Origin of the sequence: Phytohabitans sp. LJ34 (assembly GCF_052068095.1) — a bacterium.
GTDB lineage: Bacteria > Actinomycetota > Actinomycetes > Mycobacteriales > Micromonosporaceae > Phytohabitans.
In genome coordinates this window covers 168,952-193,900 of record NZ_JBQHDG010000004.1, presented here as the reverse complement: position 1 = coordinate 193,900, position 24,949 = coordinate 168,952, and the positions used below count along the sequence as shown (strand labels likewise).

24 protein-coding genes and 1 pseudogene are annotated in these 24,949 nt (G+C 69.5%); 7 read left to right on the top strand and 18 right to left on the bottom strand.

Annotated elements, in window-relative coordinates; translation table 11 throughout:
* Positions 1–7 precede the first annotated feature (7 nt).
* Genes ACTMTJ_RS08600 through ACTMTJ_RS08590 form a run of 3 tightly spaced genes read right to left on the bottom strand, consistent with a single transcriptional unit; the run spans position 8 to position 2,321 of the window.
* Positions 8–1,546 (bottom strand): AAA family ATPase, encoded by a 1,539-nt coding sequence (locus ACTMTJ_RS08600; RefSeq protein WP_441215591.1) that lies wholly within the window; start codon positions 1,544–1,546, stop codon positions 8–10.
* A complete protein-coding gene (locus tag ACTMTJ_RS08595) occupies positions 1,543–2,130 on the bottom strand; it encodes a 4Fe-4S cluster-binding domain-containing protein (RefSeq protein WP_441215590.1) in 588 nt (195 codons plus the stop codon). Before ACTMTJ_RS08595 ends, ACTMTJ_RS08600 begins: the two co-directional genes overlap by 4 nt.
* Positions 2,121–2,321: a DUF2997 domain-containing protein gene (locus tag ACTMTJ_RS08590; protein WP_441215589.1), complete on the bottom strand. Its 201-nt coding sequence runs from the start codon at positions 2,319–2,321 to the stop codon at positions 2,121–2,123. Before ACTMTJ_RS08590 ends, ACTMTJ_RS08595 begins: the two co-directional genes overlap by 10 nt.
* Positions 2,322–2,615: 294 nt before the next feature.
* Between ACTMTJ_RS08590 and ACTMTJ_RS08585 the strand changes: the two genes are divergently transcribed.
* Positions 2,616–2,786, top strand: coding sequence for a hypothetical protein (locus ACTMTJ_RS08585; protein ID WP_441215588.1), 171 nt, complete (start codon positions 2,616–2,618; stop codon positions 2,784–2,786).
* A gap of 57 nt (positions 2,787–2,843) precedes the next feature.
* On the opposite strand, the gene ACTMTJ_RS08580 is transcribed toward ACTMTJ_RS08585, so the two are convergent.
* Positions 2,844–3,650, bottom strand: coding sequence for an SDR family NAD(P)-dependent oxidoreductase (locus ACTMTJ_RS08580; protein WP_441215587.1), 807 nt, complete (start codon positions 3,648–3,650; stop codon positions 2,844–2,846).
* Positions 3,651–3,715: 65 nt separating this feature from the next.
* Between ACTMTJ_RS08580 and ACTMTJ_RS08575 the strand changes: the two genes are divergently transcribed.
* Positions 3,716–4,498, top strand: coding sequence for a helix-turn-helix domain-containing protein (locus ACTMTJ_RS08575; RefSeq protein WP_441215586.1), 783 nt, complete (start codon positions 3,716–3,718; stop codon positions 4,496–4,498).
* Positions 4,499–4,546: 48 nt separating this feature from the next.
* The gene (locus ACTMTJ_RS08570; protein ID WP_441215860.1) at positions 4,547–5,146 is read left to right on the top strand and encodes an alcohol dehydrogenase catalytic domain-containing protein; all 600 of its coding nucleotides are present in this window, start codon (positions 4,547–4,549) and stop codon (positions 5,144–5,146) included.
* Here the strand turns inward: ACTMTJ_RS08570 and ACTMTJ_RS08565 are convergent.
* From ACTMTJ_RS08565 to ACTMTJ_RS08520, 10 genes and pseudogenes are all read right to left on the bottom strand, one after another.
* Positions 5,127–7,706: a BTAD domain-containing putative transcriptional regulator gene (locus ACTMTJ_RS08565; protein WP_441215859.1), complete on the bottom strand. Its 2,580-nt coding sequence runs from the start codon at positions 7,704–7,706 to the stop codon at positions 5,127–5,129. The two genes, ACTMTJ_RS08570 and ACTMTJ_RS08565, sit on opposite strands and share 20 nt — an antisense overlap.
* A gap of 27 nt (positions 7,707–7,733) precedes the next feature.
* Positions 7,734–7,991: pseudogene (locus tag ACTMTJ_RS08560) on the bottom strand (AfsR/SARP family transcriptional regulator); the annotation flags it as partial.
* 228 nt (positions 7,992–8,219) lie between these two features.
* Positions 8,220–9,002, bottom strand: coding sequence for a methyltransferase domain-containing protein (locus tag ACTMTJ_RS08555; protein WP_441215585.1), 783 nt, complete (start codon positions 9,000–9,002; stop codon positions 8,220–8,222).
* Positions 9,003–9,019: 17 nt separating this feature from the next.
* Positions 9,020–9,904: a hypothetical protein gene (locus ACTMTJ_RS08550; protein ID WP_441215584.1), complete on the bottom strand. Its 885-nt coding sequence runs from the start codon at positions 9,902–9,904 to the stop codon at positions 9,020–9,022.
* A gap of 109 nt (positions 9,905–10,013) precedes the next feature.
* Positions 10,014–10,982, bottom strand: coding sequence for an NAD(P)-dependent alcohol dehydrogenase (locus ACTMTJ_RS08545; RefSeq protein ID WP_441215583.1), 969 nt, complete (start codon positions 10,980–10,982; stop codon positions 10,014–10,016).
* 136 nt (positions 10,983–11,118) lie between these two features.
* Positions 11,119–12,102 (bottom strand): NAD-dependent epimerase/dehydratase family protein, encoded by a 984-nt coding sequence (locus tag ACTMTJ_RS08540; RefSeq protein WP_441215582.1) that lies wholly within the window; start codon positions 12,100–12,102, stop codon positions 11,119–11,121.
* Positions 12,103–12,355: 253 nt separating this feature from the next.
* Positions 12,356–12,940 carry a dihydrofolate reductase family protein gene (locus ACTMTJ_RS08535; RefSeq protein ID WP_441215581.1) on the bottom strand — a complete coding sequence of 195 codons (585 nt, stop codon included), beginning with the start codon at positions 12,938–12,940 and terminating at the stop codon, positions 12,356–12,358.
* Positions 12,941–13,166: 226 nt separating this feature from the next.
* Positions 13,167–15,176, bottom strand: coding sequence for an ABC transporter permease (locus ACTMTJ_RS08530; protein ID WP_441215580.1), 2,010 nt, complete (start codon positions 15,174–15,176; stop codon positions 13,167–13,169).
* A 25-nt stretch (positions 15,177–15,201) separates the two neighbouring features.
* Positions 15,202–16,632, bottom strand: a complete 1,431-nt coding sequence (locus ACTMTJ_RS08525; protein WP_441215579.1) for an extracellular solute-binding protein — start codon at positions 16,630–16,632, stop codon at positions 15,202–15,204.
* Between the two features lie 294 nt (positions 16,633–16,926).
* On the bottom strand, positions 16,927–17,691 hold the full coding sequence (locus tag ACTMTJ_RS08520; RefSeq protein WP_441215578.1) for an IclR family transcriptional regulator: 765 nt from the start codon (positions 17,689–17,691) through the stop codon (positions 16,927–16,929).
* Positions 17,692–17,886: 195 nt separating this feature from the next.
* On the opposite strand from ACTMTJ_RS08520, the gene ACTMTJ_RS08515 reads away from it, so the two are divergent.
* The gene (locus ACTMTJ_RS08515; protein WP_441215577.1) at positions 17,887–18,495 is read left to right on the top strand and encodes an ATP-binding protein; all 609 of its coding nucleotides are present in this window, start codon (positions 17,887–17,889) and stop codon (positions 18,493–18,495) included.
* Between the two features lie 216 nt (positions 18,496–18,711).
* Here the strand turns inward: ACTMTJ_RS08515 and ACTMTJ_RS08510 are convergent, their stop codons facing one another.
* The gene (locus tag ACTMTJ_RS08510) at positions 18,712–19,641 is read right to left on the bottom strand and encodes a helix-turn-helix transcriptional regulator (RefSeq protein ID WP_441215576.1); all 930 of its coding nucleotides are present in this window, start codon (positions 19,639–19,641) and stop codon (positions 18,712–18,714) included.
* On the opposite strand from ACTMTJ_RS08510, the gene ACTMTJ_RS08505 reads away from it, so the two are divergent.
* The gene (locus ACTMTJ_RS08505; protein WP_441215575.1) at positions 19,615–20,661 is read left to right on the top strand and encodes an alpha/beta fold hydrolase; all 1,047 of its coding nucleotides are present in this window, start codon (positions 19,615–19,617) and stop codon (positions 20,659–20,661) included. The genes ACTMTJ_RS08510 and ACTMTJ_RS08505 overlap by 27 nt on opposite strands.
* 264 nt (positions 20,662–20,925) lie before the next feature.
* On the opposite strand, the gene ACTMTJ_RS08500 is transcribed toward ACTMTJ_RS08505, so the two are convergent.
* Positions 20,926–21,369: a helix-turn-helix domain-containing protein gene (locus ACTMTJ_RS08500; protein ID WP_441215574.1), complete on the bottom strand. Its 444-nt coding sequence runs from the start codon at positions 21,367–21,369 to the stop codon at positions 20,926–20,928.
* A gap of 48 nt (positions 21,370–21,417) precedes the next feature.
* On the opposite strand from ACTMTJ_RS08500, the gene ACTMTJ_RS08495 reads away from it, so the two are divergent.
* Positions 21,418–22,617, top strand: coding sequence for an MFS transporter (locus tag ACTMTJ_RS08495; RefSeq protein WP_441215573.1), 1,200 nt, complete (start codon positions 21,418–21,420; stop codon positions 22,615–22,617).
* Between the two features lie 220 nt (positions 22,618–22,837).
* On the opposite strand, the gene ACTMTJ_RS08490 is transcribed toward ACTMTJ_RS08495, so the two are convergent.
* On the bottom strand, positions 22,838–23,761 hold the full coding sequence (locus tag ACTMTJ_RS08490) for a hypothetical protein (RefSeq protein WP_441215572.1): 924 nt from the start codon (positions 23,759–23,761) through the stop codon (positions 22,838–22,840).
* The gene (locus tag ACTMTJ_RS08485; protein WP_441215571.1) at positions 23,755–24,078 is read right to left on the bottom strand and encodes a PadR family transcriptional regulator; all 324 of its coding nucleotides are present in this window, start codon (positions 24,076–24,078) and stop codon (positions 23,755–23,757) included. The genes ACTMTJ_RS08490 and ACTMTJ_RS08485 overlap by 7 nt, the downstream gene beginning before the upstream one ends.
* A 280-nt stretch (positions 24,079–24,358) precedes the next feature.
* Between ACTMTJ_RS08485 and ACTMTJ_RS08480 the strand changes: the two genes are divergently transcribed.
* Complete coding sequence (locus ACTMTJ_RS08480; RefSeq protein WP_441215570.1) at positions 24,359–24,949, top strand: RNA polymerase sigma factor; 591 nt, start codon at positions 24,359–24,361, stop codon at positions 24,947–24,949.

Genomic DNA, 24,949 nt, shown 5'->3' with positions numbered 1-24,949 from the left:
GGCGCGCTCAACTCAGCTCGAGGCGCACCTGCGCCCGCTCGGCCTGAGCTGCCTCGGCGAACGAGGCAGACTGGGCGCGGCCCTCATGAAGCCAGGACCGCAGCCGCTCGATCACCTCGCGGTGCGAGCGACTCAGCGGCACCGCCCGACCGATCGCCGCCGTGACGTCGGCGGTGCGCACGTCCCGGTCCTCGGAGAACGCGTGGTACAGGGAGTCCACAATGGCCTGCTCGAGCTCGGCCCCGGTGAAGCCGTCGGAGACCTGCGCGAGGTGATAGATGTCGAAGGTGCCCGGATCCCGGCGACGCTTGCGCAGGTGCACCGAGATGATCTCCCGGCGCTCCTCTTCGGTCGGCAGGTCGAGGAAAAAGATCTCGTCGAACCGGCCGCGCCGCAACGTTTCCGGCGGCAGCGCGGTCACGTCGTTGGCGGTCGCGACGACGAACACCGGGCTCGTCTTCTCCTGCATCCAGGTCAGGATCGTGCCGAACACCCGCTGCGAGGTCCCACCGTCGGCGTCCCCACCGGACAGACCCTTCTCCATCTCGTCGATCCACAGCACGCACGGCGCGACCGTCTCGGCCAGCTGCAGCGCCCGGCGGACCCGCTCCTCGGACTCACCGACCAACGAACCGAACAGTGCGCCGATGTCGAGCCGTAGCAACGGCAGCCGCCACAGGCCACCGATCATCTTCGCGGTCAGGCTCTTACCGGTGCCGGGAATCCCGATCAGGGCAAGGCCTTTCGGCGCGGGCAGGCCATAGCTGGCCGCCTCCTCGGTGAACGCCCGCTCGCGCAACGCCAGCCACCGTTTCAGCGAGTCCAGCCCGCCGACGTCGTCCGGCGTCTCCTCGGCCGCGTAGAACTCCAGCGCCTGGCTCTCCCGGATGATCACCTTCTTCTCGGCCACCACCGCGTCGATACCCCGGTCGTCGAGCACCTCGTCACGCACGATCGCCTTGGCGAACGCCCTTTTGGCCTGCGCCGCCGTCAACCCCAAGGCGGCCTGCGCCAGCCGGGCCCGGCCGTGCGGCGTCAGCCTGGACCGCACACCCTTGGTGTCGTCGATCAGCGTGTCCAGCGCCGCACGCAATGCCTCCACCGTCGGCAGCGGCATCTCCACCACCACCGCATCGTCACGCAACTCAATCGGGACGGCCCGGGACGGGGTGGTGACGATCAGGGAGGCACCCGTGTAGACCAGCTGCTGGGCCAGGCTCCGCAGCTTGCGGCGCACCCGCGGATCCTTGCCCCAGAATTCGTGGAAGTCCTTGAGCACGTACAGATCCCGCCGAGCCGGCGCCTTCAACGCCAGCTCCTTGACCTTGTCGAGCGCGACGATCGGGTCGGTGGCGTCGGGTAGCTGCCGACCGGCCGTCGAGGCGAACCGGTCGGCGACGTCCCACAGCACCAGGTCGGAGTCGGCGTCGCGGCCCCGGCGGACCTCGTCGAGCACCTCGAGCGCCCGCTGCTCCTCCACCGTGACCAGCACGATCAACGCCACCCGCGCGCGCAGGTACAGCCGAATCTCGTCCTGGATGCTCACCACAAGGCCCTCCCCGGCGCCGCCATGCCGGTCACCGTGACCGTGCCGTCCACCCCGAGCGTGACCTCCAGCTCCGGCACCGCTGCCAGCTCGCTGGGCCGGTACCGTCCGGTGCGATCCCAGTACACCTTGTTCGCCGACCCCCGCAGACCGGTCGCCACCGGCATCCGCCGGTTGTACCGGCCGGCCACCACCAGGTCCACCGCCGCCACAGCGCCCGCCCGCGCCGGGTCGGCCTCGATCTCCGCCCTGGTGAACCCGGTCAGCACGATGACACCGAGGTCGGCCCGCGCCGTGACCTGCGCACAGAACGCCGCGACCGCGCCGGGTTGCTCCAGCGGCTCACCCCCGGTCAGCGTCACGCCCTCGATGCCCGGCACCTCGGCCAGCACCGCGTCCACCAACTCGCCCACGGTCCGGACGGCACCGCCGGCGAGGCCGTGGGTCTCGGGGTTGAAACACCCAGGACAGGCCAGCGCGCAGCCCTGGCTCCAGATCGTGAACCGCTGCCCCGGCCCGTTCGCGACGCTGCGCGGCAGCACGGCATGCACCCGCCACGGCGTAATCAGCGCCGTCAATGCCACAGTCGATCCTGGGCGTCCTGCTCCACCTCGACAAAAGCCTCGTCGGTCAGCTCGCGCGACTCGATCTCGCCGCCCAGCAGCTGAACCAGATCCTCGGTCTGCGTCAGGCACTCCATCCCGGCGACCCCACGCACCGACATCGCGACCGTGCCATCCGGGCCGATGCTGACCTCCACCACCTCGTCCGCCACGCGCCAATGGTAGAAGTCGAACGCCAGCCATCCAACCTGGACAAACCCGCCAACCACCGGTGCTCCCGGATGACTACCTGCTTCGATAGACCAACAACCCACCGTGGAGGTGTAGGGCATGACAGGGCAGGCCGCAGCCCGGCTGGCGCGGCGGGCCGCGAGCGACGCCCGGACGGTTCCCGGGGGCTGCGGGCGCGCTGGGCATGGCGCCGGCTGGTCCGGGCCTGCGCCAGAGGCAATCGCGCCGCGCAGGATGCGATACGGGACGTAGCCTCAAGCCTGCCCGAGGCAGACATGCTCGACCTGCTGGCGGCGGCGCCCACGGTGCCCGCCGACCGTGCCGCGTATCTAGCACTCGTCGGTCACGACGCCCAGCGGCAGGCCCTCGATCCCGACGGGGCACTGCTGGCCCTGGCCTACCGCGCCGCCGTCCCAGAGGTACGCGAACGTCTTCAAAGAAAGTGATCAGCACCCGACGCGCTGGCACAACGACGGCTCTCCTGAACGCGAACCGTTCAAGCGTCACGCCGTCTCGGCCAGTTCCCGCCACTGCTGCCACGTGGCCAGCCGTTCTCCGTAGATCTTTTCCGCGATCGGGTACGGGTAGCCGCCCAGGAACAGCCGTAGCGGCGGTTCCGGTGTGTCGACGAGGCGGAGGATGGCCGCCGCGGTGTGGGACGGGTCGCGGGGCGCGCGGGCGGTGGCGCTGGCTCGGCGCGCCTGCCGGATCGGCTCGTAGGCCGGGATCGGGGCGGTGTGCGCCGCCGAGTCGCCGGCCCAGTCGGTGCCGTACGGCCCCGGCTCGACGATCGTCACCTTGATGCCGAGCGGGCCGACCTCCTGAGCCAGCGCCTCGCTCATCCCTTCCAGCGCCCACTTCGAGGCGTTGTAGAGGCCCAGCGTGGGGAAGGCGGCGATGCCGCCGATGCTGGAGATTTGCAGTAGGTGCCCGTGGCCCTGTGCCCGCATGAACGGCAAGGCGGCCTGGGTCACCCAGAGCGGGCCGAACACGTTGGTCTCGATCTGGGCCCGCGCCTGCTGCTCGGTGCTCTCCTCGATCATTCCGAACAGCCCGTAGCCGGCGTTGTTGACGACCACGTCCAACCCGCCGAACGTCTCCGCGGCGTGGTTCACTGCGGTGAACACCTGGGCGCGGTCGGTGACGTCGAGGGTGATCGGCAGGAGGCGGTCGCCGTACATGTCAGCCAGGTCCCGCAGCGTCTCCCGCCGGCGTGCGGCCGCGGCGACCCGGTCGCCGCGCTCCAGCGCAGCCGCCGTCCAGATGTGGCCGAAGCCGCGCGACGCCCCGGTGATGAACCATGTCTTCATGGCCTCGACAGTGCCCCCGCCGGCGGTCGCCAGCCAGCACCCTGATAGGGATACCCTCGACAGGAATGACACGCGGCAACCTACTCGGTGAGTTCCTACAGGCACGCCGGGCGCGCGTACAGCCCGGCGAGGTCGGGCTCGCCGGGCACGGCCGGCGCCGCGTGTCCGGGCTGCGCCGCGACGAGCTCGCCCAGCTGGCCGGCGTCTCCGTCCAGTACCTGACCAGGCTGGAACAGGGCGTCGACCGGCACCCGTCCGCGCAGGTGCTGGACGCGCTGGCGACTGCGCTGCGCCTCGATCCGGACGCCGCCGCCCACCTGCGCGCCCTGGCCGCCCCCGCCCGCCGCCAGCCGAGCGGGGCCGGCGCCGAGGTGCGGCAGTTGCTCGACTCGTGGGGCGGCACGCCGGCGTACGTCCGCGACCGCCGGTTCGACGTGCTGATGGCCAACAAGGCGGCCATGCTGCTCGCCCCGATGTACCACCCCGGCCGCAACCTGGTCCGCGACATGTTCCTCGACCCCACCGCCCGGCGGTTGTTTCCCGACTGGCCACACATCGCCGAGCAGACGGTCGCCGCGCTACGGGCGGCGGCCGACCCGCACGATCCGCGGACCGCCGCCCTGGTCGCCGAGCTGCGGTCCCACGACGAGGACTTCCGCCGGCTGTGGGCGCGGCACGACGTACGCCCATCCCGAAACGAGATCAAGCGGTTCGACCATCCCGACGTGGGCCGGCTCACCCTGCGTCGCCAGAGCCTCGCCATCGCCGGCGCCGACGACCAAGTGATCATCGTGTACCACCCGGAGCCGGCCAGCCCTTCCGCGGACGCCCTGGCGCGACTTCTCTGACCGGCTTCGTGCTTACCGCGCGGGCGGTGCCCCGGCAGTTAGGCGACCATCGCCGCGGCCGGTATATCCGGCTTCGTCTATGGTCACGAGTTCGCCGGGATCGGCGAGGACGGTCGAGCCTGGTTCGTCGAGCCGACCCTCTACGGCGGGAAGTGCGAGCAGTGCCGTCGCGGCGCCACTCAGCGTTGTACCGAGGACGGTCACGGTCACCTGGGGGTGTTCCGTGACGGCGGGATGGCCGAGCGTGTACTGGTCCCGGAGTACACCCTGCTCCCATTGCCGAGCACACTCGATGTTCGTGACGCCTGCCTGATCGAACCGGGCGCTGTCGCACGGCACGCGATCCGGCGCAAGCGAGGCGTTCCGTGTCGCCGCCGACCGCACGTCCGGAGCGATCAAGGTCGTCATCGAACCATACGAAGACATGTGGCGGGTTGTGTAGAGGGTTCCGGCAAGGTCCTCGACCGGAATCATTTCGCGATCCCGCAGGAGGTCATCGATGTCGGCTACGACGCGGAGTGGGCGATCCACGTACGAGCGGTGCCGCAGCGTGCGTATCTCGCGCTTCCGGCCGCCCCGCCGCCACGAGCCCTCGTACGGGCGCGCTCGGGTGACACGCTGACGGCGGTCAGCCGGAGCTGGATGTGACGCGCGCCGTATCGCCGCGGGGCGCGTCATGCCCGACCTGCGGGCGCCGGTCCAGGTCACGGAGCTTGGTCCGGACGGCCTCGCCGTCCGGGTGTCCGAGCTGTTCGAGGATGTCCGCGGCCTCGGACCACGCCGCCCGGGCGGCTTCGTGGGTTCCGGCCGCGTGCTGGGCATCACCGAGATGTGTGAGCACATCGGCCTGGCAGTACCGGTCGCGGGCCTCGCGAAACAGTGCGACCGCGCGCTGGAAGCAGGCGACCGCTTGCGTGTGGTCACCGAGATGCCGGTAGATGTAGCCGAGGCTGTCCCAGGTGTACGCCTCACCGGTCTGGTGGCCGAGCTCCTGAAGCTTCTCGAGCGCGTCCCGGCAGTAGGCCAGGGCGCGTTCGTGGTGGCCCATGAGCCCGCTGTACCAGCCGACGGCGTTGAGGCTGTTGGCTTCGCCCGTGCGCAGACCGGCGGCCCGAAACAGTGCGAGGGCGGATTCGGAATGCTGTAGCGCCTGGGCGTGGTCGCCTGTTTGGCCGTGCACCCAGGCGATGTTCCGGTGAGTGTGCGCCTGTCCAACGGGATCGTCCGCGCGCTGGTACAGGTCGAGGGCCGCCCGGTAGTGTGCGGGAGCCTCGTCGAGCTGGCCCACGCTCGCGTACGCAAGCCCCAGGCCGCGGTGGGCGTGGGCCTGCGCGGACGGATCGGCCAACCGTCGCGCCGCCCGCAGCGCCGCGCGCTGGGCGCCCATCAGCTCGTGCCAGAATCCCTGCCGGTCCAGGTAGTTCGTCAGAGCCCAGGCCAGTTGCCAGGCTTGGGCGTCGTAGCCGGACGAGGCCGCGAGCTCCACCGTGTCGAGCAGGTTGGCGTGTTCGGCTCTGAACCACGCGAGCGCCTGTTCCGGATCTTCGAGGCGTTCCGGCGTTACGCCTTCGGCGGCGAGCGACGGGGTGACGCCGTCCCGATGTGGATTGAGCAGCAGCGCCGCGGCGTGTCCTGTGTGGAGGTAGTGGTCGATCAGCCGGTGCTCGGCGGCCTGCCGCAGGTGTTCGCCGCGCGGTTCGCCGGCAAGGTCGCGAGCATAGGCGCGCAGCAGGTCATGGCTGGTGAACCGGCCAGGTGCGTGCTCCGTGAGCAGGTTGGCACCGGACAGCTCCGTGAGCAGCGGGCGCGTCGCGGGGGCACTGCGGCCAGCGAGGCTTGTTACGGCCGGTACACCAATGTCGGCACCGGGATTGACGCTGAGTTGGCGAAACAGCTCGGCCGCCGCGGGGCTCAGCGCGCGGTAGGACAGCAGGAAGACGCTACGCAGGTCGGTGGCGGCGTCCGCGTCGGTCAAGGCGCCCAGGGCGTCGTTCGACGAGCGCAGCTGGTCGGCGAGGCCCGTCAGGGAAAGGTTGGGGTGGGCGCTGGCATGGGCGGCCACGATGGCCAGCGCCAGTGGCAGCCGCGCGCATGCTTCGACGAGCTTGGCGGTCGCCCGCGGTTCCTCCAGCGTCCGGTGCGGACCGATGCGGCGGGCCAGCATGCTTTGTGCTTCGTCAGCGTCGGGTAGGTCGACGGGCAGGATCCGGGCGGCGTTCGTGGCGGCCAGGCCGGTCAGCTTGCTCCGGCTGGTGATGACGGCCAGCGACGTCGGCATACCGGGCAGCAGGGGGCGTACCTGCTCGGCGTCCCGGGCGTTGTCCAGCAGCACGAGCATGCGTCTGCCCGCCAACGTGCTCCGGTACAAGCCGATTTGGCTCTCCACTGTGGTGGGCATGCGGTGGGCCGGGATACCGAGGGCCTCGAGCAGGACCCGGATCGCTTCGGCGGAGGTCATCGGCAACCCCGACGGGTCGAAGCCGCGCAGGTTGAGGAACAACTGCCCGTCGGGGAAATGACCGGCCGCGCGGTGGGCCCAATGCACCGCCAAAGTCGTCTTGCCAACCCCGGCGGTGCCGGTGATCACCAGGCTGGTGGGCCGGCCGTCGAGCCCGAACGCGACAGAATCCAGCTGCCGCAGGTGGTCGGCGCGGCCCGTGAAAGCCGAGACGTCGGCGGGCAGCTGACGTGGCGGGACCGACGCCGGCGCACCGGTCCCGCCGGTCGTCGACAGCGCCAAGTCGGGAGACGCGGCGGTGATGCGCCGGTGCAGATCGGCCAGCGCCTGCGCCGGCCGGACGGCGAGCTCCTGGTCCAGCAACCGGCAACACCGCTGGTAGGCCTCCAGGGCCTCGGCCTGGCGACCGCAGCGGTACAGCGCGAGCATCAACTGTCCCCACAGCCGCTCCCGCAGCGGATGCCGAGCGGTCGAGGTCAGCAGCTCCGGGACGAGGTCCGCGTGTGCGCCGAGGGCCAACCGAGCATCGAAGGCATCCTCCATAGTGGTCAGACGCAGTTCTTCCATGCGCTCGGCCTCCAGCTGGCCTGCCTCCGGCAGAGCGATGCCCTCCAGGACGGGACCACGCCACAGGGCCAGCGCGCGCAGCAGCGCATCGGCGGCCGCCGCCGGCCACCCGTCCGCGTGGTGCCGGCGTCCGTCAGCCGACAGCCGTTCGAAGACAGTGGCGTCGAGCTCGTCCTGCTCCACCCGCAGGTGGTACCCGCCGCGCGTCATGACGATCCGCTCCCGTCCCGGTAGGGCCGGGCTGTCCAGCACTCGCCGGAGGTCTGAGATGTACGACTGGAGGTTCGCCGTCGCGGACGCGGGTGGCCGCTGCGGCCAGAGCGAGTCGATGAGGACATCCGCCGTCGCCGGCTTGTTCGGCCGCAGCAGGAGCAGGGCCAGCAGTGTTCGTGGCTTTCGCCGGACGGAAGCCACGACACGGCCCGACTCGTCGCGAACCTCCAGCGGACCGAGCACCCGGAAATCCATCAGACAGCCCTCGCCGACACCGTTGACGCAGCCACGATACGAGCAAGATCGGGTCGGCAGAGCCGTAAACCGGCGCGGTTCGCACCCGCGTAAGGGTCGCGTCAGCGCGGCGTAAGCGTCGCGCAAGCGCGGACGCCCAGGCATGCGGAAAACCGTCGATGGTGAGCGTGAGCACGCCGACAGCAGGAGGTAAGCACATCGACGGCGGCTCGGGCTGCTCGGAAGCGGTCAGCTGTGACCGCCGGGACTGGCCCATACGGTGAACAGGGACGACCAGGTGAGCGTGTCGTCTCGGTCCAGGTAGGCAAGGAGCCTGTTGCGTAGCGCGTCCGCTTCCTGGCGGCTGCCCAGGGCCCGCGCGGCGGCCGGCTGGGCGATGTCGAGCTTGAGAGCCCACAGCCGTCGCGTGTGCTGGTCGACCTCGCCGGCGATCAGGTGGTACGGCTCCACGCGCAGGTCGCGAACACTCATCCCGGCGGCGCGTGCGAGGGCGAACAGTTTGCGTCCCACGAACGGGTCGAAGCCGGTGGTGCGCAGCCCCGCCATGGCCGTCTCCAGCTGGCGCTGGAGTGTCGGGTCGGGCGGATGGTGCTGGAGGAGCTGTCCGTCGACGTCCTGGAGGACCACCGTGCCCCCGGCCCGGCAGACGCGGGCCGCCTCCACCACGGCCCGCGCGGGGTCGGGGAGGTATTCGAGCAGGAACCGGATGTACACCAGGTCGAAACCGCCGTCGGGGAACGGCAGCGCGGTGGCGTCAGCGCGTACCACATTGCCGTTGGCGACCGTGCACAGCGACTCGCGTGCGACGCGGGCCCGCTCCGCGCTGGCGTCCACACCGACCACCCGCGCGTGCGGCACGGCCGTGGCGAGGCGGGTGGCGATGGCCGCCGGCCCGCAGCCCACGTCGAGGACACGCGGCGCGTCGGGCAGGTACCGGCGCAGGTAGGTGGCGACCCACGCGTCGGCGTCCACCTTCTCGGCTAGTCTTCGCGCCTCACGTGGGTCCTCCATGAGGTAGCGCGTGGTGGTCATCTGGCGGGCCGCTGGTAGCGGCGCTCCATGTGGCGGTACGCCGCGAGGAAGCCGGCTCGCAGCCAGAGCGCCTGCGCGTACCGCCGCAGCGGACGCACGCCCTCACCGAGCCGCCGCGGTGCCGGGAGCGCGTCGACCACCACGGGTATCCATCCCGGCCGGAAGCCGGCGTAGGCGGGTGCGGCCGCGCCGACGAGTGCTCGGGCGACCCTTTCGAGTAACAGATCTTCCTGATCGAGCTCCTCGGCCGTCGCGTACACCCGGCCGCGGGCGCGCACGGCCAAGTCGAGCAGGCCCGATCCGGCGCCGTCCACACACGGCACGACGGTGACGCCCGGCGCCTGGCTGGGCGCCCGCGGCGGCACCGCGAGGTAGTGGAAGTCGGTCCCGGCGGACCGGTCCGGACCGGCAACGACCGCGATGCGGCCGAACATGGCGCGGCTGTACCTGTTGCTCGGCTGGAACCAGGCCTGGATGGAGTCGCACGCGCGGTGGCGCATCTTCATCGCCTGCTCGGAGAGCACGACCGCGCGGGACGCGCCGCGCCCTCCGGTCGAGACGACGTGCTGATGGTGCCAGCCTTTGTAGACGGTGCGCCAGCCGCTCAACGATGCCCACGTGCCGCCGGGCTGGCCGTGGGTGACGACGCTGAGTACCGAGTCGCCGCCCGCCATGCCCCGACGCCAGTTGTCGAGGATCTCCGGCAGGAACGCCGCTACCCGTTCGCGCTTGGCGGGGTACAGGAAACGGGTGCGCTCGTAGCCGCGGAGCAGGTCGGCCGGGGCGACCGTATTCACCGAGCATCCGAGCTCGGCGTAGGAGGCGGGCGGTGGCTCGGGTTCGTATGCGGCAGCGCTGTCGCTGTCGTCCATCTGGCGCATGTCGCCGATCTCCCCTGCTTTCCGCTTTCCGGTCCCTTGTCTCGCAGTATGGGGAGAGGCTTCATCCAACCCGCATCATCGCGTTCATCGAACCGCGCAGCCGATACGTTTACCGCAGGTCGAGGACGGTGGTGCCGCGCTTGCCCCTGCGGTCGAGATGACGGTACGCGTCGGCGACGCGTGCCAACGGGACGGTCTGGTCGATCACCGGGATGATCCGACCGGCTTCGGCGAGTTCCTTCACCAGGGCCAGGTCCTTCACCTTCGCCGCCACCGGACGCAGCCCGGTGAAGGCGATGACCGCGCGCCGGCTGCCGAGCACCGCGGTCCATGGCGCCTGGACCATGATGGCCAGCGACGGCACTGTGGTCAGATACCGGCCGCCGCGCCTGAGCAGGCGCCGGCAGCGGCTGAACGAGCTGGTGCCGGCCACGTCGAAGATGACGTCATAGGTGCGGTCTTCGTTGGTGAAGTCCGTGCGGGTGTAGTCGATGACTCGGTCCGCGCCCAGCCGTGTGACGAGCTCGGCGCCGGCGCCGCTGCACACGGCCGTGATGTCGGCGCCGAAGTAGCGGGCGAACTGCACCGCTTGGACCCCGACGCTGCCGGACGCGCCGTTGATGAGAATGGACTGTCCGTTGTGGAGCTTCGCGTGGTCGCGGAGGAACGCCAACGCGGTGCCGTCGACGAGTGTCGCCGCCTCGGCATAGCCGAGGCCGTTGGGCAGCGTGGCCAGAGGCCCGTCTTCCTTGACACAGACGTATTCCGCGTGGGCTCCGAGGCCGACGTCGGTGGCGCCGAACACCTTGTCTCCCACGGCGTACCGGGTGACCGCCGCGCCCACCGCCGAGACCTCGCCGGCGAACTCGGTGCCCAGCACGGACTTCTTCGGCCGGCGCAACCCGGCGAAGAGACGGGCGTACCGCGGTGTACCCGACCGGAAGGCGCTGTCGGCCGCGGTCACGGTCGCGGCGTGGACCCGGACGAGCACCTGGTTGGGCCCGGGCACCGGAGTGTCCACATCGGCCTCGTGGACGACGTCGGGCGGGCCATAGGTGGTAAAGACAGCGGCTTTCATCGTCATCTCCTCTGGAACGACCCGCGCCATGTTAAGCAAACTTGACACGTAAGGTAAAGCAACGCCGACACTCTGTCAAGAGTTCTTGACATCGCCTGGCGCGGCGTAGGAACGTGCTCAACGGCTGTATGAGCGGCTAGCTTCCCTGCCCGAGGTATCGGCGCAACAGCTCGGCCTCGCGATCGCGGGTCATGAATCGCTCCAGCGGTCGCCCACCCACGAGCACATCGCGGGCCGAGTCGGCGACGGGCCGCACCCTGAGGCCGGCAGCGAGCGACGCCGCCGGGTCCGCAGTACTCGCGAGATCCTCCACGGGATCGCCGGCCGACCACAGCGGCAACGTCCGGGCGGTCTCCCCGGCCGCCCGCAGGAACGCGTTTTCGACCCAGGTCACGGTCGTGTCCGTGGCACCGACACCGGTCGCGATGTCGTCGAGCAGGTCCCCAAAGGTGTACGTGGCCGACGCCCCGACCAGGTGGAAGGTGCCGACCCGGCCGGTCGCGAGCGAGGCCACGACGAAGTCGGCGAGGTCTCGTGCGTCGATGACCTGCATCGGTGCGTCAGCGTCGCCCGGCGCGAGCACCTCGCCTCCGCGTGCGATCCGCTGTACCCAGTAGTCGAAGCGTTGGCTGTGGTCCCAAGGCCCGATCACGTACGTCGGGCGGATGACCAACGGCGCGTGGAAGCGTTCGCGGGCAAGCCGCTCGCAACCAACCTTCAACGGTCCGTACGTCGCGTCGGTCACCGTCTCAGGCTCGGGGTCGATCTCGCCGACGACGCGTCCGTCCTCGGTGAAGCCCGCGGTCCGCGGGTCGTAGACGGAGGTCGTGGAGACGAACACGTACCTGCCACCGCGGCCGTCGAGCGCGTCGGCGAGCGCGGTGACCTGCCGGGGGAGATACGCGGACACGTCGAGCGTCGCATCCCAGACACCATCCGCCAGCGCCGCCGAAAGCGCCGCCGTATCGTCACGGTCGGCCAGGCGATGCTCCGCGTCCAAGAAGAGACCCGCACCGGTGCGGCCACGGTGCAGCAAGGCCACATCATGACCTGCCTCGATGGCGGCGGCCACGATATGCCGACCGACGAACTTCGTCCCACCAACCACCAACACCCGCATCGCCGGAGCATACGTCCGATTGCCGAAGACACGTGCCCAGCTCGCGCCGCTGATACAGGCTCGCGGGTGATGGGTGTGTGACCTCACGGAGGATAGGCGGGTGCGTGCCGCGTACGTCCTTGTGCACAGCCTGCTGTTGGGTCCGTCGACCTGGGCTCCGGTAGCGGCCAGGCTGACCGCCTCGGGTGACCGCCGGCTGGCTCCGGCCTGCCGGCTGAAGCGGTGCGCCCAGGCGGCCGCCGCTCTGGGAGCGCTACACGCGGGTGGGGCCGGGGGGCAGGGGGCCGTCAAGCACCTTGGGTATGTACTCGAGCAGCTGGGTGCCGGTGTCGAAGCTGCGACTCTCGACCAGCGAGAGAGAAAGGTCCGGGTAGCCGGCGAACACGGGCTCGTGCCCGGTTTTACCGGTGAGCACCGGGAAGATGACCACACGCAACCGGTCGACCAGGCCGGCCGTGATCAGTGCCCGGCTCAGGCTGATGCTGCCGAGAGTGCGCAGCTGCCCCGACTCGCTTCGCTTCATCTCCCGCACGGTGGTGATCGCGTCGTCGGTCACCAGTTCGGTGTTGGCCCACGACAGCGGCTCGGTGAGCGTCGACGAGAACACCACTTTGCGCGCGGCGTCCAGCGCCAGTGAAGCGGTGTCGTTGTTCTTGCCGGCCCACGGCGACATGATCCGGTAGGTGTTGGCGCCCATGAGGTGGACGAGGCCCTTCTCGGCGAGGCTGTCCTCGTTTAGCCAGGCAAGGTATTCGGGCCCTTCCAGGCCCCAGTAGCTCGGCCAGCCTTCGGCGGCTCCGTAGCCATCGAGGGAGATGATGTAGTCGACCGTCAGCATTGCCATTGCTTCGCCTCCTGGACTGGTGGGGAGGTTCGCCGTCACGAACGCTCGATCCACGTCGTTTGCGCACCGTACGCTCGCATGCCTTCATACCGGCTTCATCTTCGGTCCGATGCCCGCCTGACCCGGGTACCGTCCTGCCGCGGCCCCCTTGTTCGACGGGGCCGCGGCAGCGGTGCCGCGTGAGGCCGCATGCTGACCAAGGGTCTGATCAAGCGATAGGTCAGCCCTTCACCGCGCCCGCGGTGAGCCCCTCGGTCAGGAAGCGTTGCCCGAAGGCGTACATGACGACCACGGGGATGCTGACGAGCAGCGACGCCGCGGCGAGCTGTCCCTGCGGCACGACATCGCCGATGATCATCGACTGCATGCCGACGGGGAGGGTTTTGTACTCGTCCTTCGTGATGAACACGAAGGCGAAGAGGAACTCGTTCCAGGCGTTGGTGAGGGTGAACAGCGCGACCGCGAGCAGCCCGGGCTTGGCGAGGGGCAGCACGACCCGGCCGAACGCTTGGAGGCGGGTGCAGCCGTCGACCAGCGCGGCTTCCTCCAACTCGACCGGGATCGACGAGAAGTACCCCGTCAGCAGCCAGGTGGCGAACGGGAGCGTGAAGGTCGGGTACGTCAGCACCAGCGACCACAACGAGTCGGTGAGGCGCGCCCCGATGAGCAGCTGGTACAGCGGGATGAACAGCAGCGCGCCCGGCATCACGTAGGTGAGCAGCACCGTGACGGTGAAGCCCTGCGCGCCGCGGAACCGCAGCCGGGCCAGCGCGTAACCGGCCAGGGCGGCGAAGACAAGTGCCACCGCGGTGGACGCCGCGGACACCAGCACCGTGTTGAGGTACCAGCGGCCGAAGGGCTTGGTGGTGAACAGGTCGGTGAACTGCTGCGTGGTCCACGGGGTCGGCCACAGGTCCTGGTCGTGCATGACGATCTGGCCCTCGGTCTTGAAGGCCGTGACGACGATCCAGTACAGCGGGCCGAGCACGAACAGGAGCAGGCCGGCCAGCGCCAGGGCGGATCCCAGGCCCGACACCACGGACGACGCCCGGCCACGCCCCCAACTTCGTAGCGCCGTGACCACCCGGCCGACCGCGGCCACGACAAGTGCCATCGCGGCGAGGACCACCGCCGCCTTCCAGAAGATGTGTGGTGACGCCCAGGCCAGCAGACCGGTGACCGCCGCGGCGATGACCCACGGCAGTGCCTTCCGGGTCTTCCGCGCCTTCTCCGTCCACTGTGGTGGCGCGGCGTCGGTGTCCCGGCGCAGCAACCGGACCAGGACGAACACCAGCGCGCCAACGACTGGCACCATCACGAGCGTGACCGCCGCCCCCGCGCCGTACTGGAGTTGCAGGATCGCCTTGGTGTAGGCGACGAGCACGTACGGCGCCGTCGCGTCGCCCGGGCCACCCTGCGTCAGCAGCCAGATGAGGTCGAAGTTGTTGAACGTCCAGATCGACGACAGGGTCACCGTCACGGTCATCACGTGGCGCAGTCCGGGCAGCGTCACGTGGACGAAGCGCTGCCACGGCGAGGCGCCGTCGACGGTCGCCGCCTCGTACTGGTCCGCCGGGATGGCCTTCAACCCGGCGAGGAACGCGACGGTGAAGAACGGCACTCCCTTCCACACGTTGACGAGGATCACCGACGGCATGGCCAGCGACGGGTCGGACAGCCAGCCGGCGGGCCAGGTGTCGACCAGGCGCAGATCGGCCAGCAGCGGCCCGATTCCCGACGAGGTGAGCAGCATGTTGACGCTGCCGAAGATCGGGTCGAGTAGCGAGCGCCAGCTGAACGCCGTCACCACCGTCGGCACCACCCAGGGCAGCAGGAGCAGCCCGGCCAGCACGGACCGCCCACGCCGCCGGTGGTGCAGCAGCAAGGCCGCGGACAGCCCCAGCACCACCTTGAACACCTCGGCGTACGCCGTGAAGACGAACGAGTTCAGCACGCCCGTGCGGAACTGCTCGTCGCTGGCGAGGGCCAGGTAGTTGTCCAGGCCGACGAACACGCTGTCCGGCCCGTGCCGTTCCGTCGTGCTGGTGACCACCGACCGGGCGATCGGCAGGAGCACGAGCCCGCCGACCAGCAGGGCCGTCGGCGCGAGGAACAGTGCCGCCAGCCGCCAGTCCCGACCCAGCCGCCGCTGGACCTTCGTGAGTGAGCCCGACCCCGGCGGCGAAGGCGCCTTCGTCGCCGGAGTCGGCGCGGGACGGACAGCCGTCACCTTGTCTCCTGGTTCGCTCGCTCGCTCACTGCGGCAGGCCCTGCTGGGTAAAGACCTGCGCGATCTTCGCGTGGGCGTCCTGCACGGCCTTCGCGGGCGCGGTGCCCTGGATGACCTGCTGCATCATGTCGGTCAGGACGTAGGCGCCGACGGCGGCCTGCTGGCCCGCGCTGGCCTTCTGCGGAAAGTTCAGCCCGTTCTTCGTGGTCAGCGGCAGCGACTGCTGGGTGATCTTGCGCATGATGGGGAACGCCGGGTCGCCGCTGGTGAAGAACGGGTCGGCCTCCCAGACCTTCTCCCAGGCGGGCAGCGCCAGGCCGGGCGCCTCCTTCGCCACGCCCAGCAGCGCGGGCGCGGTGATCAGGTACTGCGCCAGGAGCTTGGCGAGCGCGGCGTTCTTGGCGCCCTTGAAGACGACGAAGCCCTGGGACTGGCCGAGGAGCAGGGGCTTGTCGGTAGCCGGCCCGATGCAGTCGGCGAAGACGTGGGTGTTGTCGTAGACGGGGTTCTTCTTGGTCTTGGAGTCCGCGTAGACGCTGAATTGGTTGCGGGTGTAGCCGAGGATCCCGGCGAGCCAGTTCTCGTTGTTGCTGGAGTCGGTCCAGGCGGCCACCCCTGGCGGAAGCATCGGCTTGAACTTGGGATTGGTGTAGATGTCGCCCAGGAAGGTCACCGCCTGCACCGTCTCGGGCGAGTTGAACGTGACCTTCCTGCCGTCGTTGGAGGCGATCGAGCCACCATAGGCGTTGATCACTGCCTCGATGATGCCGTTGCCGTCGCCGGACCGGTTCATGGTCATGCCCCAGCCGAACCGGCGCTTGGCCGGATCGGAGATCTCCAGGCACAGGTCCCGCAGTTCCTCCCAGGTGTACACGTCCTTGGGGGCGATGCCCTTGTCCCGCATCCAGTCCTTGCGTAGGAACGACCCGATGCCGATGAAGTGGTAGGGAATCGCGAACCACCTGCCGTCGAAGACGCAGAAGTTCTTGGACTCCGCGGTGGGCTCGCCGTAGGTGGCCGTCAGCGCCTCGACGACGTCCGTGACGTCCTCCAGGTCGCCCAGTGCGTGGAACTGCGCGACGAATCGCGAGTCGGTCATGAACGCCAGGTCGCGCGCCACGCCGCCCTTCACCTCGGCGTCGAGCTTGGCCACCACGTCACCGGCGTCGGCCTGCACCAGACTGTTCTCGATTTTCGTCCCGGTGGAGTCGGCGAATTTCGCGATCGAGCTGTCGAGCGCCGCGTTCGCCGCCTCCGAGTACAGCTTCTGCGAAAGCATTCCCATCGAGGTGCCCTTCAACGACGCCGCGGCGTCGAGCAGCTCCTTCGGTACCTCGGCCTGCGTCCGAGGCGGCGACGTCGAGCCGCCTCCGCACGCGGCCAGACCTGCCGCGCCGAGTAACCCCACCCCCAACCCGAGAAAGCCGCGTCGAGACCGCAACGGGTTGTCCTCCATGGCGATTCGCCTCCTTCGTCTCGTCTCACCGCCGCACGCCCAAGGCGTACTGGGCCTTTCGGCCGTTTCTCGATGTCGGCGTGACTCAGGTATTGGATGGGTCTCGCTGGAGTGCCGCGCACGGACACGGGCCGTCCACGATCGGGAAGTCAAGGTCGAGTCATGCCTCATCGCCGTTCGAAATTTCGAACGAGGTTCGAGATACCGTACCGAATGGACGCGACGGTAGAGGACACCAGCGGGAGGTGTCAATGTCTCGATGTGGCGGGCCGACCACGAGCGCCGGCCCGGGTATCAGGGCTGGCGGTACCCCATGCGGGCGGACAGCGTAGCCGCGCCCTCGCGTACCAGCTGGGTCCACGCCACGCACGCCTGCGGGGTCCAGCGGATGATCGGCGCGGAGACGCTCATCGCGGCGACGGTCGCGCCGGTATGGTCGTGGATCGCCGCGGCGACGCAGCGCACGGCGGTGTCGGACTCGCCGTTGTCGATCGCGACGCCCTCGTCCCGCACACGATCGAGATGTTTCCGCAGGCGGTCCGGGTCGGTGATGCTGGCCGGCGTCATGGCCGGCAGGGCGCCGTTGGCCAAGACGGCGTCCAGGCCCGCGGGCTCGAGGCTCGACAGAAGTACCTTCCCGACCGCCGTGCAGTGGGCCGGCAGCCGCCGGCCGACCCCCGAGACCATCCGGACCGGGTGCGTGCTGTCGACCTTGACGAGGTAGATGACGTCGGCGCCGTCGAGTACGGCGACCAGGACCGCCTCGTCGCATGCCGCAGCTACCTCCCGCGCGACGCCTTGCGCCTCGCGGACCAGGTCAAGCCGGCCCGCGAACGCCGAGCCGAGCTGGAAGAGGGGCATGCCGAGCCGATATCGCACAGGCTGACCTGGCACGGAGATCAGGTATGAGCGAGCCACGAGCGTGACGAGCAGCTCGTGGACGGTGGTGCGGGGCAGGTCGAGCCGCTCGGCCACCTCGCGGGCCGACAGTTGAGGGCGGTCCAGAAACAGTTCGAGGATGTCGAGTGCGCGGATGACCGCCGGTACCACGCGGGGCATGTCGATAGTCCTTTCGGAATGCCGGACCCGCGTCAACGACCTCCACGCGTAGCGGCACCTGGACAGCGTAACGGCAGCCCTCGCGGTAGGTCGCGGACCCGCGGTCGGCAGACGAGGTCTGGCTGCGGGACCATGGGGTCTCGGATGGGGAGCAGGGGCGGACGCCGGTTCGGCCCGGGTGTGGGGGAACAAGCGATGCTTCGAGGTCGACGCGCTGAGTGCGAGGGCGTCGAGCGGTTACTGGCGCGGGCGCGGGCCGGGCGCAGCGGTGTGCTTGTGGTGCGCGGCGAGGCCGGCATCGGCAAGACGGCGCTGCTGGAGCATGCGAGCGCCGCCGCGACCGGGATGCGGATCGTCCGCGCGGTGGGCGTGGAGGCCGAGACCGAGTTCGCTTATGCCGGGTTGCATCAGGTTTGTGCGCGGGTGCTGGACCAGGTCGGTGCGCTTCCGGGCCCGCAGCAGGTAGCGCTGAGTGTGGCCTTGGGGCAGCGGGACGGGGATCCGCCGGATCGGTTTCTGGTCGGGTTGGCGACCTTGAGCCTGCTGGCCGAGGTCGCGGAGGAGCGGCCGGTGCTGTGCCTGGTGGACGACGCACAGTGGTTGGACGCGGCGTCCGCACAGACCCTCGCGTTCGTGGCCCGGCGGGCGGAGGCGGACCGGTTGGCGATGGTGTTCGCGCTGCGCGACCCGTGCCCCGACGGCACCGGCGAAAGTGTTCGCCGGCTTGCCGGAGCTGCGCGTGGACGGGCTCGGCGAGGCGGACTCCCGAGCCTTGCTCGCCACCGCGGTGTTGAGCTCTTCTAGTGTCATGCGTGCGGTCTTGCCGGCGCGGGCGGCGAAACCCACGGCCTGGGTCGCGGAGGGCGGCCAGGAGGCGGGCGGCTTTTGGGCGGCGTTTCCACGGCAGCGAGCGGGACAGGCCGACGTCGAAGAACTCGGCGACGATCCGCCCGCCGGCCGGTTCGATCAAGGACCGGACGACCTCGGTTATCGCTGTGCCGTGCGACGTGCGCGCCGGTCTCAGCAGTATCGCTCGACGAGCGCGTTGCCGATCGAGGCCAGGTGGTCTCGCACACCGGGAGGGCCGGTCACCTCGATCCATTCGACGAGCCCGGCAAGCTCGCCGGCGAGTATGTATTCGTCGCTGCCGCGGATCACGACCTCGATGCGGCCGTCGGTCGTGGTGCCTCCCACCTCGAGCCGACCGCCGAACCCTATCTGGAGCACACCTATCCCGTGGGGCGCGCATACCGCCCGGGCCTCGAAAGGTGTTCGCTTGCGGTCGACCTCGTCGGCGATCGCGCGCCAGCTCTCGGCAAGGTCGAAGTCCTCGGGCCGGTGCACGGGGTCGCGGGTCGGGTCGGCGGACGACACGCGGTCGATCCGGAAGGTCCGCCGACCGGCCTCGGTGTCGGCGACGAGGTACCACGACGGGCCTTTGGCGACGATGCCCAGCGGGTGGACGGTTCTCTCGGTTTGGCTGCCTTCGCGGTCGACGTAGCCGAGCCGGACTTGGACGCCGCGGATCACCGCGTCCTGGAGCTCGTCGAGGAAGTGAGGCGGTCGGGGCTCGACCCGGCTCGCCCCCCATCGCCGCGGGTCCGTGACGAGCGACGACGCTGCCGCCTCGGCCTGCACCCGGAAGGGTTCCGGCAGGGCTTGGACGAGCTTGCGCAGCGCCGCTTTCACGGCCGGCGTCACAGACGAGGCCGGGCCGGCGACCAGGAACAGGGCGCGTGCCTCACTCGCGGTCAACCCGGACAGGTCGGTGCGGGCGCCGCCCACGAGGCGCCAGCCGCCGCCCCGGCCCTGGATGGAGTACACCGGCACGCCGGCCATGCCCAAGGCGTCGAGGTCGCGGCGGGCGGTGCGCTCGGAGATCTCCAACTCGCGGGCGACCCCCGCTGCTGTCACCTGCTCGCGATGTTGCAGCAGAAGGAGGATGGCCATCAACCGGTCGGCTCGCACCTCGACAACACTTCCACAAAAACCGGTCACGAGGTGACCGGTATGGGTCGGCAAGATGCCGGCATGACAACCGATTTTCCCGAGCCAACCCGCATTTCGGTCAACGGTGTGGAACTCGAAGTCTTCGAAGCCGGCCGGCAAAACGTGGAGAACCCCATCGTGCTCTGTCACGGCTGGCCGGAGCACGCCTTCTCCTGGCGCCATCAGATGCCCGCCCTCGCGGCAGCGGGCTACCACGTCATCGTCCCGAACCAGCGGGGTTACGGCAACTCGTCGCGCCCGACCGAAGTCACCGACTACGACATCGCGCACCTGTCGGGTGACCTCGTCGCACTGCTCGATCACTACGGATACGACGATGCCACCTTTGTCGGCCATGATTGGGGTGCGGCCGTCGTTTGGGGGCTGACCCTGTTGCACCCAAACCGGGTCGACAAGGTGATCAACCTGAGCCTGCCGTACCTCGAGCGCGGAGACAAGCCCTGGATCGAGGTCATGGAAGCCGTGCTCGGCAGCGACTTCTACTTCGTCCACTTCAACCGGCAGCCGGGCGTCGCGGACGCCGTGTTCGAGGAGAACACGTTCCAGTTCCTTCGGAACCTGTACCGCAAGAACATGCCCCTCGCAGAGCCTCAGCCGGGCAATGCGTTGATAAACCTCGCCAGAGCGGAAACCCCACTCGGTGAGCCCGTCATGAGTGACAGCGAACTGGCCGTCTTCGTCTCCGCCTTCGAATCAACAGGGTTCACGGGCGGAATCAACTGGTACCGAAACCTGGACTGCAACTGGCGCCTGCTGGCGGACGTGGACCCGATCATCCGACAGCCCACCCTCATGATCTACGGCGACCGCGACACGGTCGCGAGGTCTGAAAGACTGACGGAATTCGTGCCGAATGTGGAAGTGGTCAGCCTGGACTGCGGTCATTGGATCCAGCAGGAGAAACCGGAGGAAACGACCGAGGCGATCCTGAAGTGGCTGGACCAGCGGGATGCCGCCTAGCATTCCAGCAGGAGATCCGCTGCACGGTCCGCTGAGGGCTCGCGGGTTTTAGTCGCTGGTCATGCCCCTGCGCTGCGGGTTGGTGGCGTCAGCCACCAGCCCGCTAGGCTACCTCAACCACCCCGGCCTACCCCGCGACGTCCGCCGCGCGGTCGAAGGCAACGCACCGGCTGGCAACGCCTGCACCGCTACGCCCACGCCAACGCCCGACCCAAGATCGGCCCCTACCGCCGGTCCCGGCCTGACTGACCGACACCCCGCGGCCTACTCACGTGTGACCAGCACTGCCGTGTCGAGGATTCGGTGCCAGTCCAGTTCGGACAGTGGCCGGGCTACCAGGCAGGCCATGGCCGCCATGGCATGCAGCAGACGCTCACGAACCGCACTTTGTGGTGATCGGGTGGCCTTGGCCAATCGGGTGGATTCGGTCGAGAATCGTGCGCCCCGTGCGAACTGCACCAGCGAGTCGGGCAACCGTTCTGGTTCAGTCCGTCGGGGTTCGTCGTCGTCGACCAGTTCTACAACCAGGCGAGCACCCAGAGCTGTGGCGAGGTTGGCCACCGCGGCCAGCGTCGGGTTCCCCCGACCGTTTTCGAGGTTGGCGATATACGGCACCGACAGGCCGGCGTCCGTCGCCACAGAAGCGATCGTGCGGCCGGCCGCCACCCGCCGGTTCCGCAACACGTTGCCCAACTCGACTATCTCCACAGAACACATCTTGTCACAGAGTTTTCCCACGGGATAGCCTGCCGTGGCATGTGGCATACGCTGGCGCACCACCGAGCCTTCCGCCGGCTCTGGATCGCCGCGACCGTGGACGCCCTCGGCTCCTGGCTACTGGTCATCGCCGTGCCAGTGCACATCTACGCCCTGACCGGCTCCGCGACATCCACCAGCCTGGCGCTGGCCATCCAGGCGCTGCCCGCCATGCTGATCGGCCCGTGGGCCGGCGTCGCGGCCGACCGGTTTAACCGCCGAACAGTGCTGGTGGTCGCCAACACAGCCAGCGCCGCCGGTGTTGCCTTGATGCTAGCGGCCACCACCCCCGGCCGCGTGGGACTCATCTACCTCGGCCTGCTCGTGGAGAACCTCGCGGTGTGCTTCCTGCGCCCAGCCTTTCAAGCAGTGACCCCCGCGGTCGTTGCTGACGAGGCCAGCCTCGCTTCGGCCAACGCCCTGCTGGCCATCAGCAACAGCACCTGGCGGATCGCCGGCCCGCTACTGGGCACCTACCTGGCCGCCATCGGCTGGTTTCAGGCCGTCGTCCTGCTGGACCTAACCAGCTACCTCATCGCCGCCGCGATCATCAACCGCCTGCCAATCCCCGCCACCACACAGCCCACCGGCACCACCCGCGTTCGCGACCAGCTGGGCCGAGGACTGCACCACATCGCGCGCACTCCGTCATTGCGCGGCCTGCTCGCCAGCAGCTGCCTCTACTGGACCGCCAACGCCGCACTCACCGCGCTGCTGGTCCCGTTCGTCACCCAACAACTACACGCCTCGGGCCGCGCCGTGGGCAACCTCATCACCGGCCTGGGCATCGGCTACCTACTCGGGGCAGCGCTCAGCAGAAAGCTCATCGTCCACCACCACGCGCGCACCATCATCGCGATCGGGTACGCCACAGTAGGACTCTGCTTCCTCGTCATGTTCACCACGACGAGCCTGCCGGTCGCTGTCGCCGCCGCTACCGCCAGCGGCCTACCCGGTGCCGCCGCACTGGTCGCCACCGGACACCATCTACAAACCTCCACACCGGACCAGGTACGCGGGCGAGTGTCAGCCGCCTTCCACACCAGCGACGCCCTCGCCGCCGTTGGCGGCGCTCTGGCCGCCCCCGCAGTCGTGGCACTGGTCGACCTGAGCATGGGCCTGATCATCTTCAGCCTCACCGTGCTGATCGCTGCCCTCATGGCCGCGATCCTGCTCCCGACCGCACCGCGACCGCGCTAACTGTGCCCCCGCATCGCCAGCGAGACTCTCAGCGATCACGGCGCCACTACCGCAACAGCACGCACGCCAGCGCTACGAGGAATGCGCCCCCTAACCGACAGTCCAGACGACAGCCACTGTCAGACGGGCTGACCCCGCCATGAGCGCGTCATCGATCGCCGACGGCGGACGGCCCCGCCTCGAACAGCTCACCTGCTCCTGGTCCAGATCGTCTCGTGCCCTACCCGCCACTGTGGACGGGGCGGCTGACCGTGGACGGAAGCGGGTTCTCGTCGAGGTCCAACGTGGACATGGCGGCGACCAGGTACGCCAGGGCGTATATGGCGATCATGGTAAGTGAGGTCGAATAGCCCTCGGTGAAATCCGTCAGCATGCTGACGGCGGGCCGGACACTGGTGCAGACACCGTCGACACCGACGCAGTTGTCAGGAGTGGTTGGCAGGACGCCGAGCGGCACGTCGATGGGTCCCGGCCACAACAGGTCAGCCGGATACCACATCGCCGTGTAACTGGGGTCAAGACCAAGCCTCGCCGCGTGCGGTGCCACCGCGAGCGTGGACGCGAGCCAGCATCCCGCGACGGCGCCGGCACCACCCACCAGCACCGCGAGGCGCGGGGAGAGCCGGACAGCGACCAGCATCGCGGCGGCCAGTATCGCCCCCCACACCAACGTCGCGGTCGGCATACGCCACGCTTCGTCGAAGGACGGCATCGTTGACGGCGTCGCCACGACCACGACGACGGCCGGTAACACGACGGCGCCCACGACCGACCAGGGCCGCAACAGTGGGCTTGTCAGCCCCGCGACCCACGCGAGCATGACGAGCGGCACGCTCAGGACAAGCCCGATCGTGCCGAAGAGGCCGAGCCACACGCAGGCGACTGGGGCCGCGACGAGCAACGCCGCGTGGCGGAGGACCCGGCCGATGGACGCGTCCGGATCGAACAACGGCGCCCGGCCGCCCAGGCGGGGGCGAGTCGCCGCGAGACTCGCCGCGAACCACAGCATCCGCCGCTGCTGTCGCCGCGAGGCCAGCTCATGCAGCTCGCCTCGCCACTCGGCGAGCATCTCGTCGCGCAGGTGCCTTGGCCAGCGCTTCGCCGCCATCCGGAGCAACAGCTGGACCAGCCACAGCGTCACCACGCCGGCCTCGTCCGTGGCGCACCGGCCGGCCTGGGTGAGGTGGTCGCCGTCCTCAGCTCGGCCAGGGCCGCTTCGGCACGCTCGATCCCCTCGGCGGTGAGGTGGTAGTAGCGACGCGCCGGCCGACCCGCCGCGACCGGATCCACCTGCTCCCACTTCGCAACGACCCAACCGGCATCCTGAAGCCTGCGCAGCAGCGGGTACAGGGTGCCGCTTGGCAGGCCGGTCGCGGTCATCAGATCCAGTCCGTACCGCAGCTCGTCAGGGTCGTCCATCAGTGCCGACAGCACCTTGGCCACCGCGATCGTCACTCGCACAGCAGGACACTATCCGTTTACTACATAGGGGTCAAGATCTGACCTCGCAGCCGTCCTCGCTTTCGCCACGCTCGCCCTCACCACCCCAGCCCGGTGCGCCGACTCGAGGCTGCACACCGCCGCAACCAATGTGCACGATGCGACAGTCTCGCGGGACGACCGGTCAGCACCGGTACTCAAGCGACTGCTCGCCTGCCCAGGCGGGTGCGATGGGCGCCGGGAACCGGTTTGGCCGGTAGTGGCAATACAGCTGTGACGGTGCAGACCGAAGGGGAGTTCAGTGACGGCGGAGGTTACGCGGGTGATCCAGGACGCGGAGGTGATCGGGGCGTCCCTGGCCGACCCGGACCGGTTCGCCCAGTTGTACGACCGCTACGCGGCCCAGCTGTACCGGTACGCCTACCAGCGTGTCGGGCCTCAGCATGCGGAGGACGTGGTCGCCGACACCTTCGTGGCGGCCTTTCAGGCGCGGCATTCTTACGACCAGGACCGGGTCGAGGCCCGGCCGTGGTTGTTCGGAATCCTCACCCGCAAGATGGCCCGCCACCATCGCTCCGAGAAGGCGCGGTTGGGAGCACATGCCCGGGCGGCGCCGGAGGCTACGCCGGATTTCGCGGATCGGGTGGCGGCCCGGGTCGCCGCCGGCGCCGTCGCGGCCGAACTGGCGGCGGCCCTGGCTGGACTACCCCGGCGTAACCGGGACGTGCTGTTGCTTATCGCGTGGGCGGATCTGTCCTATGAGGAGGCTGCCGCCGCGCTGGACATCCCGGTCGGCACGGTTCGAAGCCGGCTACACCGGGCGAAGAAGCGGGTCCGGGCGGCGCTCAGCGGAGCCGACCCCACCGCGCTCACTCTCCTCGACGACCAGTGA

Excerpts from the sequence above, each read along its gene's own strand:
- ACTMTJ_RS08555 (WP_441215585.1), bottom strand. The coding sequence starts at position 9,002 with ATGGAGGACCCACGTGAGGCGCGAAGACTAGCCGAGAAGGTGGACGCC.
- ACTMTJ_RS08520 (WP_441215578.1), bottom strand. The coding sequence starts at position 17,691 with ATGCCCCGCGTGGTACCGGCGGTCATCCGCGCACTCGACATCCTCGAA.
- ACTMTJ_RS08495 (WP_441215573.1), top strand. The coding sequence starts at position 21,418 with ATGTGGCATACGCTGGCGCACCACCGAGCCTTCCGCCGGCTCTGGATC.
- ACTMTJ_RS08585 (WP_441215588.1), top strand. The coding sequence starts at position 2,616 with ATGCTCGACCTGCTGGCGGCGGCGCCCACGGTGCCCGCCGACCGTGCC.
- ACTMTJ_RS08545 (WP_441215583.1), bottom strand. The coding sequence starts at position 10,982 with ATGAAAGCCGCTGTCTTTACCACCTATGGCCCGCCCGACGTCGTCCAC.
- ACTMTJ_RS08505 (WP_441215575.1), top strand. The coding sequence starts at position 19,615 with ATGTTGCAGCAGAAGGAGGATGGCCATCAACCGGTCGGCTCGCACCTC.
- ACTMTJ_RS08550 (WP_441215584.1), bottom strand. The coding sequence starts at position 9,904 with ATGCGCCAGATGGACGACAGCGACAGCGCTGCCGCATACGAACCCGAG.
- ACTMTJ_RS08535 (WP_441215581.1), bottom strand. The coding sequence starts at position 12,940 with ATGCTGACGGTCGACTACATCATCTCCCTCGATGGCTACGGAGCCGCC.
- ACTMTJ_RS08515 (WP_441215577.1), top strand. The coding sequence starts at position 17,887 with ATGCTTCGAGGTCGACGCGCTGAGTGCGAGGGCGTCGAGCGGTTACTG.
- ACTMTJ_RS08510 (WP_441215576.1), bottom strand. The coding sequence starts at position 19,641 with ATGGCCATCCTCCTTCTGCTGCAACATCGCGAGCAGGTGACAGCAGCG.
- ACTMTJ_RS08540 (WP_441215582.1), bottom strand. The coding sequence starts at position 12,102 with ATGCGGGTGTTGGTGGTTGGTGGGACGAAGTTCGTCGGTCGGCATATC.
- ACTMTJ_RS08580 (WP_441215587.1), bottom strand. The coding sequence starts at position 3,650 with ATGAAGACATGGTTCATCACCGGGGCGTCGCGCGGCTTCGGCCACATC.
- ACTMTJ_RS08525 (WP_441215579.1), bottom strand. The coding sequence starts at position 16,632 with ATGGAGGACAACCCGTTGCGGTCTCGACGCGGCTTTCTCGGGTTGGGG.
- ACTMTJ_RS08575 (WP_441215586.1), top strand. The coding sequence starts at position 3,716 with ATGACACGCGGCAACCTACTCGGTGAGTTCCTACAGGCACGCCGGGCG.